The sequence below is a fragment of the Shewanella sp. 10N.286.45.A1 genome (assembly GCF_041470405.1).
Classification (GTDB): domain Bacteria; phylum Pseudomonadota; class Gammaproteobacteria; order Enterobacterales; family Shewanellaceae; genus Shewanella.
In genome coordinates this window covers 1-9496 of the sequence record NZ_JBFRMK010000284.1, presented here as the reverse complement: position 1 = coordinate 9496, position 9496 = coordinate 1, and the positions used below count along the sequence as shown (strand labels likewise).

Sequence of the window (9496 nt, the reverse complement as noted above, 5' to 3'; positions counted from 1 at the left end):
CTTGAATTAGTTCGCCAAAAACACTCTGAGTAGATCAACTACTTATACTGATTGGTATAACCATTCAGTCAGTTGTTCGCCTTGGATTAGTTTGCCAAAACAGCTTTGAGTAGACCAAATTCTCATATTGATTGGTATGAATAGGCTTGAAATCTCGTCGTTAACAAATGCTTTACGAGCTTGTCACGAATGTGTGATAGTTGCTAATTACCATTCAGACTCATTAGACCTCGTACCACCAAAGAAAAACAAAATAATATTAAGGGAATAATAATAATGAAACGACCTTTTTCACGAAGAGATTTTCTTGCCATGTCTGCTAAAGGCGTCGGCGCAGCAGTAGTATCATACGGCCTGATGGGCTGCAGCAGCGATGATGACGAAAACGTTATTGCGGCGGAATTCTTACACGGCGTAGCCAGTGGCGATCCGAGTCATGATGCTATCATTTTGTGGAGCCGAGTATCGCCGATGTCCACAGGTGATATCAAAGTATCCTGGGAAGTAGCTACCGATAGTGCATTTAGTCAGGTGGTCACTAATGGTGAAATGATCACTAATAGTGATAGAGATTACACGGTAAAAATTGATGCGACTGGACTTGAAGCCGGTAGCCAATATTTTTACCGTTTTAAGGCTGGGAAGAATACCTCTCCTCCTGGTATGGCTAAAACTTTACCTCAAGGCGCGCTCGCACAAGCCAAATTTGCCGTGCTGTCATGTGCGAACTTCCCCGCTGGTTACTTTAATGTCTATGAAATGGCATCGAGAATGGATGACTTGGATGCGGTTATTCATCTGGGGGATTATATCTACGAATACGCACGTGGCGAATATGCCAGTGAGCATGCAGCAGAGCTTGGACGTGAAGTTTTACCTGAAGGTGAGCTATTTAGCTTAACCGATTATCGTACGCGTTATGGACAATACCGCAGTGATTTGAGTTTACAAAAGCTACATGCAAAGACTGCTTTCATCACGGTTTGGGATGATCACGAAGTGGCTAATGATAGCTGGCGCGAAGGGGCTGAGAATCACAACGATAATGAAGGTGACTTTGATGCGCGTAAAGAGGGGGCTTTACAGGCTTATTTCGAGTGGTTGCCTATTCGTCCATGGCGCGAGGGTAATCATGAAGAGATCTACCGTAGCTTCCAGTTTGGTGATCTCGTTGACCTGCATATGCTAGATACACGACTACTCGGTCGAGATAAGCCGCTTGAATACCCAGATTATATGGATCCAGCAACGGGTGGGTTAGATAGCACACGTTTTATGGCTGATGTTACCGACACTAATAAAACCATGCTTGGGCAGGAGCAGCAAACGTGGTTACAGTCGACGTTATTGACATCAACTGCCAAATGGCAAGTGCTCGGGCAGCAAGTGTTAATGGGGCAGATGATGCTGCCAGCAGCGATCGCTACACAGCAGTTATCTATCCCTGAATTTGGCCAATTAGCCGCGTTGGCAGGTTTTGCCGCCAGAGCACAAGCGGGCGATCCGACACTCACCGAAGATGAGCTTAAATATCTGCAGTTTTATGGCCACAAGCTAACGCCCGAGGCGATGGCGCTGATACAGCTGCCGTCAATTCCTTACAACTTAGATGCTTGGGATGGATACGCCTATGAGCGTGAAGTTATCTTAGCTACGGCAAAGTCATTGGCAAAGAATCTTGTAGTGATAGCAGGTGATACTCATAACGCTTGGGCTAATGTGCTTAAAGATGCTGCTGGCGATGCAGTTGGGGTTGAGTTTGCAACCAGCTCAGTATCATCTCCAGGACTTGAATATTATCTAGGGATCGATGCTAAGGATATTCCGGCAACAGAAGAGGCCATTTTAGGGCTTGTCGATAATCTTAAATACGCTAATTTGATGAACCGCGGTATGTTGACGTTAACCTTCACCCATGAAGAGGTTCGCAGCGATTGGCGTTATGTTGACACAATACTGACCCGAGGCTTTGTTGAAGATACTGAACGTAATCATTCGATGGTTACTAAAGCTGGAACGCCCAGCCTAGCACCGCTCGTTTAGTCATAGCATTTTAATAACGGCCACCCATTAGGTGGCCGTTTTTTTATGGCCAAATTAACCTGTTTGCCGCTTTAATGGGGGCTTTAATTGTATTTGAATGAGATAAGCCACAAGTTTGTGGCTTTTTTGCAGCATTAGTCGTTTTTTTAGTATAAAATTCGCCTCCAAAATCGGGTGGGTGCCTACACTTTAAACAGTTGCGCTAGAGGAAAACTAGCGAGGGCCTATTTCAGAGTTTGGAATAGTGTCTAACAACTGCATTTTTGAGACCCAAAATAAGATAACTATACCAAGATGGGGACGGTCAGATGTCAGATAAACGCTTTATAACAGCGCAGGAATTACTAGAAGATTCTTTTCGCTTAGCGGCTCAGGTTTACGAAAGTGGATTTCGTCCACAATTTATTGTGGGTATATGGCGTGGTGGTGCACCAATTGGTATTGCCGTACAAGAGTTTTTTGATTTTAAGAAAGTAGAAACTGACCACATTGCCGTTCGTACTTCTTCATACTACGGTATTAATCAACAAAGTAAGCAGATTAAAGTGCACGGCTTACATTATATCGTTGAAAACGCTAACGCAGATGACGGTTTATTAATTGTTGATGACGTGTTTGATTCAGGTCGAAGTGTGCACGCACTTAAAGATAAATTAAGTGACCTAATGCGTTTGAACATGCCAAAAGATGTGCGCATTGCGTGTCCATACTACAAGCCTAAAAACACTGCAGTACCGCTAACACCTGATTACTTTATTCACGAGTCTGAAGAGTGGTTAGTGTTCCCCCATGAAGTTGCAGGGCTTTCAGCAGAAGAACTTGCTGAAGGGAAAGGCGATTTGAAAAATATTAAAGACTTATTCGTTTAATTGATTAAGTGCATAAAAAAGCCACCGTTAAGGTGGCTTTTTTGTTATCTAGGGATGCTTTATAGCGAGGCTATAGCTTATCAGTGATTCATCTTGGATTTTATCAGCAAACACTTCTGCTCCTGAGCGATAGTTTCTTTGAGCGCGCGCTGTGTGCCATCAGTGAATTGATTTTTAGTTTGTAAGTTTTGCAAGGCGCTGACACTGGCATAGCTGCAATCTGTCGGGATAAGGTATTTGGCATAACTACGCATAAATACCGGCCCTTTTTCGCTGTCCAGCTTGGCTAGTGTTGTTAAGCGCTGCTCAGTTGTGACGGTATTAAGTGCTTTTTGTTCACTAGGATAAAGGTTTTCCATTATGGTGCGCTGCTTGGAAAAAGGCAGATTTGTTTGTTGCTGAATACGAGTTAGCCACTGACGTTTTTTAAGCGCATCAGGACGAGACACTTCGGCTGCTAAGGCTGCTTTTTGTCCTGAATCACTGCTGTCGATATCACGCTCTTTTCGTAGCCAATACATCGCACTGGGGTAATCATAACGATTTAAGTGAGTTATCATCAACCAGCGCAGATCTTGGTCTAGCACTAACCCTTTAATAGAGGCTTTATTACTCAGTAGCGCATCGATATGGTTGAGTGCATCTTTACTGCGTGCAAAGCTGACATAGTTTTCAAACCATCGACGTTGAAAGTCTCTGCTGCTGCGATTGATCATCACCTTTCTTAAGCTCATCTGTTCAATGGCTCTAATTGCCTGTTTGGCAAAGCGCTGGTTGCTCGGTGACATCTTGTCGAGGTAAATACGAGTTTTAGATAAACTCTTAAGTACTTGCCCCACAATGGTGTCATCCATTTCTCCCGGCAAATTGACCAGCACTGCACCCATGTAATCGTTCAGTGAGAGATTGCCGTCTTCGACACTGTCCCACAAGCTTTGCCAGAGCATAGAACGCAGCAATGGGTCATGTACAAGGCGTAAATTTTGTTTTGCGGTTTTGAAAGAAACTGGATCTAGAATGACTTTTACGAAACCCCAATCTTGATAGTTAGGATAGACAAGGTCAGGGCAGTGTAGGCCAACTAAGCTAGTGACCTCGGTAGTGGCGCCTTTATAGGTTACCGGCATACTAATATTATGATGTAGACGATTACGCCCTTGAGTAAACAAGCCTATTTGGACCCGTTGTTCACGCAAGGTCGATAGGGTACTGCTAGAGGCTGACTGCGTCAGGTTAAACTGTGTAATGCGGCCATTTTCACAACTGAAATCGGCTTTAATGCTATTCACTCCAGCTTTATAAAGCCATTGCTGACTCCAGGTGGTGAGGTTTTTATTGGCTGCATTGCCTAGACTTTTAATAAAATCATTGAGTTCGGCATTTTGGTAGCTGTATTGCAATAGGTAATCTTGTACACCTTTCTGGAAAGCTTTTTCGCCTAACAAATGGTTTAGTTGATTTAAGGTTGAAGCCCCTTTTGAGTAGGTGATCGCATCTATATTATCAAAAGCGTTTTGCGAACTAGCAACGGGAACCTCGATAGGGTGAGTGCTAGCTTGGCTATCTAAGTGATAAGCGCTTTGTTTGTTATTGGCATAAAAGGTACGCCATGCATGTTTAAATTCTGTAGCTTCAGCGGTGGCTAAAGTCCCCATAAATGAGGCAAAACTTTCATTGAGCCATAGGCCATTCCACCACTTCATTGTCACTAAGTTACCAAACCACTGGTGAGCCATTTCATGCATGATCACACCGGCTAAACGCTGTTTCTGTGCGGTAGTCATTTCGCTATTAAACAGAAAACGACTTTCGCTGAAGGTAATTGCTGCAGCATTTTCCATGGCGCCATAGAGGAAGTCTGGTACCAATACTTGATCGTATTTTTTAAACTGGTAGGCAATGCCGAAATAGTCGTCGAAAAACTCAAGCCCTTGTTGAGTATAAGTAAACCAGTCTTGTGGGGAGACTTGCTCTGCGACAGATTGACGCGCAAATAAGCGTAGCGGATAGGGGCCGCTGTCATCGGTCCACTGGTGGTATGGGCCTGCATGCATTGAGAAGTTATAAGGACTCAACTTAGGCGATTGCGGGAATTGCCATTGGCGAGTATCACCAAGCTCTGTAATTGAAGACTCACGCATAGCACTAATGACTGTCCACTCTTTGGGCGCGATGACAGATAAGGTAAAGCTAGCTTTTAGATCTGGTTGGTCAAACACGGCAAACATCTGCTGCGCTGCAGCTGGTTCAAAATGAGAATAGAGATAAACTTTGCCATCGACTGGATCGACAAAGCGATGCAACCCTTCGCCATTAGTGCTGTGTTCGCGGCTAAACTGCACTTCAACGGTGTTGCTACCAGTACTGAGTAAACCAGGGTTTAAGGTGATATAACTACCGTTATAGTTTGGGTACACCTTTTTACCATTAATACTAAAATGGCTAATGGTGGCTTGGTTTAGATCGAGCGTGAGTGCTTTGCTGGTGTCGCTGAGGTTGAAGTTAACAATAGTGGTTGCTGAAAATCGACTTTCGCCAGTTAAGCTAAAGGCCAAATCATATTTTACATCAGAGATCCTTGCTGAGCGCTGCATGGCTGATTGTTGGCTAATGTATGGTGTACCGTCTCGCGCAGATATTGGCTCTCGTGGGGTCGAGTTACATGCACTTAGCATGATAGAGAGTAGAGCAACTAGCACAGTATAATACAGCTTCAAAACAGCACCCTTTTAATTAGCGACTTGGATAAGCTGCATACGGTACCCTATTTCTGCTGTGCGCAGAAGTTTAAATAAAAAAGCCAGCGTGATGCTGGCTTTAATTACTTAGGTAGCGAGTGCTGACTTAAATTACATTCCTAAGAACGATTTAGACTTAACTTTACGGATCTCTTTTTCATCAGACCATTCAATCAAGCCTGTTTCTAGATCCATCAAACGCATAGTCATTTTGTAGTAAACGTCTTTAGTGCTGCCATCTTGTTTTACGATGCTAGATAGGTTGCCGTAAAGCATGTACTGTGCGCCGATTTGACGACCGAAGCTAATCGCAGTAGACGGATCAACCATGCCTGAATTGTTCTGGTAATCAAGCTGCTTACGTACAGAGTCAACTTTGGTCATGTCGATAAAGCGGAATTTTCCTGAACGCAACAGCTTGTTGCTGATTGAGTCAGTAACTGATTCTGTGTCGATATGCTCAGAGGTTTTGTTCTTAATTTTATCAACGAAGATGATTGGACGTTCGTTCGCTGTAATCGCAACAACAGGCGGGAAAGTCAGCATGCTATCAACCATTTTAGCTGAGATAGCTTGTAGGTCAGTTGAGCCGAAGTTCTCATTGACGGTTTCCACTTCCGTGGCATCACCATATTCAACTTTTGATTGGCACGCAGACAAGCCGATAACTGCTGCGAGAATAAAAATAACTTTTAAATGTTTCATATTAAGTTCCATACAAGTGATTGCTAAATGATTATTGAATAAAAACGGGTGTAATTGCCAGTATCAATGGCCCAAATCAGCGTGGTGCGGCCAGTTTCAACTTTAATTGTATTTGCTGCAGCATTGTCGAGCTTAACCGAATAGCTACCAGCTTTAACATAACTACGGGCAATTTGTGCTTGTTCAGGCAAGGTCAGCCAACTGCGCCTATCGGCTTGCTCTGATATTACGTTAAAGATCTGCATAGCAATTGAGGCATAATCAGTTTGATTATTGCGGCGTTTGCTATCACTTTCAACACTGCGTGCCATTTCAGACTTGGCGTAGACTCGAGCGGCTTGTCTTACTAGAGCAGCAGGTAAGTCCTCTTTGAGCGCAGTAATGGCTAGTGAGTCTATATTAGCAATGGGCGCTGCAACCAGTACAGTCCCAAGCCCCTGTATACGACCGGGCTTGACCGATTGTTTGGTTGGAAAGTATGTCGCCAGTGAAGCTGTTTGCCAATTGCCATGAATAGTAAAGGGGACGGTAAGGCTTTGCTTTTCTGGTACAAACCCTCTTTCGAGCATGACGATAACTTGCCCTTCATCTTTTTTGGGAAGTACTGCGTCACCCCAACGCTTTTTAAATTCCTCATATTGAGGCATTGAAAGCTGCTGAGCTAACCTGACTAAGTCTTTCTGTAAGTATGAGTTATTAGGTGAAATTTGCGCTGCTTTACGATAATCAATATAGGCGTCATTGGGCTCACCTAAGATCTCGTGCAGCATGCCAGTTGTATAATAACTATAGGCATTTAAAAATGAACTCGTGGTACTGCCTGCAGCTTTACCAAGCTTATTGACTTCAGCATCGATGGTGCCATTTGCCATTGCTTGCACAGATTTATTGGATTTTTGATAGCGAGCCTGTTCAGAGCTTTGTAGCTCATTACTGCGACGCACCTCGACTAACGCACCTTCTGCATCACCACTAAAGAGATAGTTAAGTGCTTGGTATTGATGCAGCATCACCCGTTCATATCCTGGGCCGCGGTAGGGGATCACATTATCATTGATGAAGATACTGCTAGCCGTTGCTCCTGCATCGCTCAGGCTGAGCTTTGCTTTATCATCAAAGGCGCGATAAGCATTTACAGCATCTTGGTAGAAGGTTTTACTGCTTTCAAAGTCGCCTGCTATCTGAGCGGAGCGTCCAGCCTCTTGTGCATACAAAAGGCCGTCAGCGCTGGTTATCTCAGGTTCAACAATCTTTGCAGCTTGTTGCGGCGTTGCTGAATTAAGCTGGGCTTTCACCGGAGCGATTTGGGACGGATAGTTGATGAATACGCTGTTAAATGCACACCCACTCAGGCTTAGCATCATAGTCGTTAGCAGCAAGAAATTTTTCATGCTAACGCCTCGGTAATGTCTGCTATTAGCATTGGCTTCCTTGTTTGCTTGCTTGGGAAATAGATGTGAGCGCTAAACTGCATTATAAATGATAAAATAATTCAGACTGGCAAATTTATATAAACTTACACATTTCATCTATATACCGCTATATATACCATATCTAATCTGAACCGAAGATGAATGCAAATAAGCCCCTCGTCACTTAAATATAGCAAGGGTTACTGCTGAACAGAAAGCTTCGCTGATGAACGTTGTGCATTTAATAATGTGGCGGTGGCGTTTCGTCTGCTTGGCTCGCCATATTGCTAGGTTCGACAGATTGTAGTTTACTTAATAATAAACGCAGCTGCTCTTGTTGCAGTGCTACAACATCGTTTAGCTTTATGACTTGTTGGTTGAGCTCTTCGATAGTGCCATCTTGGAACGCCAATTTCATCTCTAACTCTTCAACTCTGTGTTCTATGTTATCCACGTTTACCTCTGATGGATGAGTAAGTACTCTTGGTATTTACTGGTGATGCTCTTAATTAGCACTGGAGTATACAACGCCTTGCAATGTTTGGGGATAGCCGCTGTTGTAACTTGTTTAACTATATTGCGTAGTAAACCAAAGTTGCCTGTTAACCGTTAGGCAGGAAATAACAGCAGTCCAAACAAAGATTGTAATAAATCTGTGGTGAACTTGCTTGGGTCTTCGTTGTCTTCTTAATGAATCTTTGTTCATACGAGGGTCATAGCTGTTCAGGCTAGAGACAGTTTGTATGTGTAATATATTAATCTGTATTGAAAAAGTGGCTCAAATCACAGCCGTGCCGCTTTTGTCCAATCAAATTGGAATAACCTATTTAACTAGTATAAAGTGGTTCGCCTAATAAAAGTAAAGGTTATAGTAACCACGTGTAGATGCTGAGGAAGCTTTAAATGAAATCTCTTTATAAATATTCACTAGTGGCTTTGGCCGTTGTTGGTCTTACTGCTTGTAATCAAGAGCAGGAAGCCGTAGCTGCACCTGTCTCTGTAGAATTGAAAACAGAAGCGCAAAAAGAAGCCTACAGCGTTGGCGCATCGATTGGTACTTATATGGCTGGCCATATCAAGGAGCAAGAAGAGTTAGGGCTAGCGGTTGATAGAGACCTTATCGTGACAGGTTTCAGCGAAGGCCTGAATAGCGAGCTTAAGTTAACTCAAGAAGAGATGCAGGCTGTATTGCAGAGCCTTGATGAAAAGCTAAATGAGAAGCGCCAAGCACAAGCTGCAATCCTTGCAGAGAAGAACTTAGCGGAAAGCGTAGCTTATTTGGAAACAAACAAAGCTAAAGAAGGCGTGACGACAACTGAGTCTGGCCTACAGTATGAAGTATTGACTGAAGGTACTGGTGAGAAGCCTGTTGCTGCTGACACTGTTAAAGTTCATTATGTTGGTACACTAACTGACGGTACTGAGTTCGATAGCTCAGTGGCACGTGGTGAGCCAGCAACTTTCCCTCTTAACCGCGTTATTCCTGGTTGGACTGAAGGCGTACAGCTAATGTCTGTGGGTTCTAAGTTTAAGTTCGTGATCCCTGCTAACTTGGCTTACGGCGATCGCGACTCGGCAACTATCCCTGCTAACTCAACGTTGGTATTTGAAGTTGAGCTATTAGATATTGAAAAAGCTGATGCTGCTGCAGAAGCAAGTGCTGCACACGCGCATTAATCTCTATTGAGATAGAAAAAAGGACGCTTAGGCGTTAATGCCGGTCAGTTAA

7 protein-coding genes are annotated in these 9496 nt (G+C 43.6%); 3 read left to right on the top strand and 4 right to left on the bottom strand.

What is annotated here, in order from left to right:
* Positions 1–276 precede the first annotated feature (276 nt).
* Complete coding sequence (locus AB4238_RS18940; protein ID WP_372034837.1) at positions 277–2043, top strand: alkaline phosphatase; 1767 nt, start codon at positions 277–279, stop codon at positions 2041–2043.
* Positions 2044–2351: 308 nt separating this feature from the next.
* Entirely contained in the window at positions 2352–2912 is a 561-nt protein-coding gene (locus tag AB4238_RS18935; RefSeq protein WP_220738440.1) for a phosphoribosyltransferase, read from the top strand.
* Between the two features lie 80 nt (positions 2913–2992).
* On the opposite strand, the gene pepN is transcribed toward AB4238_RS18935, so the two are convergent.
* The 4 genes from pepN to AB4238_RS18915 form a co-directional block, all read right to left on the bottom strand.
* Positions 2993–5629: an aminopeptidase N gene (pepN, locus tag AB4238_RS18930; protein WP_372034836.1), complete on the bottom strand. Its 2637-nt coding sequence runs from the start codon at positions 5627–5629 to the stop codon at positions 2993–2995.
* A gap of 132 nt (positions 5630–5761) precedes the next feature.
* Entirely contained in the window at positions 5762–6355 is a 594-nt protein-coding gene (gene lpoB, locus AB4238_RS18925) for a penicillin-binding protein activator LpoB (RefSeq protein ID WP_371992316.1), read from the bottom strand.
* Positions 6356–6378: 23 nt separating this feature from the next.
* A complete protein-coding gene (locus AB4238_RS18920) occupies positions 6379–7746 on the bottom strand; it encodes a COG3014 family protein (RefSeq protein WP_372034835.1) in 1368 nt (455 codons plus the stop codon).
* Positions 7747–8008: 262 nt separating this feature from the next.
* A complete protein-coding gene (locus AB4238_RS18915; RefSeq protein WP_371992319.1) occupies positions 8009–8221 on the bottom strand; it encodes a SlyX family protein in 213 nt (70 codons plus the stop codon).
* A gap of 449 nt (positions 8222–8670) precedes the next feature.
* Here AB4238_RS18915 and fkpA point away from each other — a divergent pair, with 449 nt between their 5' ends.
* On the top strand, positions 8671–9444 hold the full coding sequence (gene fkpA, locus AB4238_RS18910) for an FKBP-type peptidyl-prolyl cis-trans isomerase (RefSeq protein WP_372034834.1): 774 nt from the start codon (positions 8671–8673) through the stop codon (positions 9442–9444).
* The last annotated feature ends 52 nt before the right edge of the window (positions 9445–9496 follow it).

Excerpts from the sequence above, each read along its gene's own strand:
- lpoB (WP_371992316.1), bottom strand. The coding sequence starts at position 6,355 with ATGAAACATTTAAAAGTTATTTTTATTCTCGCAGCAGTTATCGGCTTG.
- fkpA (WP_372034834.1), top strand. The coding sequence starts at position 8,671 with ATGAAATCTCTTTATAAATATTCACTAGTGGCTTTGGCCGTTGTTGGT.
- AB4238_RS18940 (WP_372034837.1), top strand. The coding sequence starts at position 277 with ATGAAACGACCTTTTTCACGAAGAGATTTTCTTGCCATGTCTGCTAAA.
- AB4238_RS18920 (WP_372034835.1), bottom strand. The coding sequence starts at position 7,746 with ATGAAAAATTTCTTGCTGCTAACGACTATGATGCTAAGCCTGAGTGGG.
- AB4238_RS18935 (WP_220738440.1), top strand. The coding sequence starts at position 2,352 with ATGTCAGATAAACGCTTTATAACAGCGCAGGAATTACTAGAAGATTCT.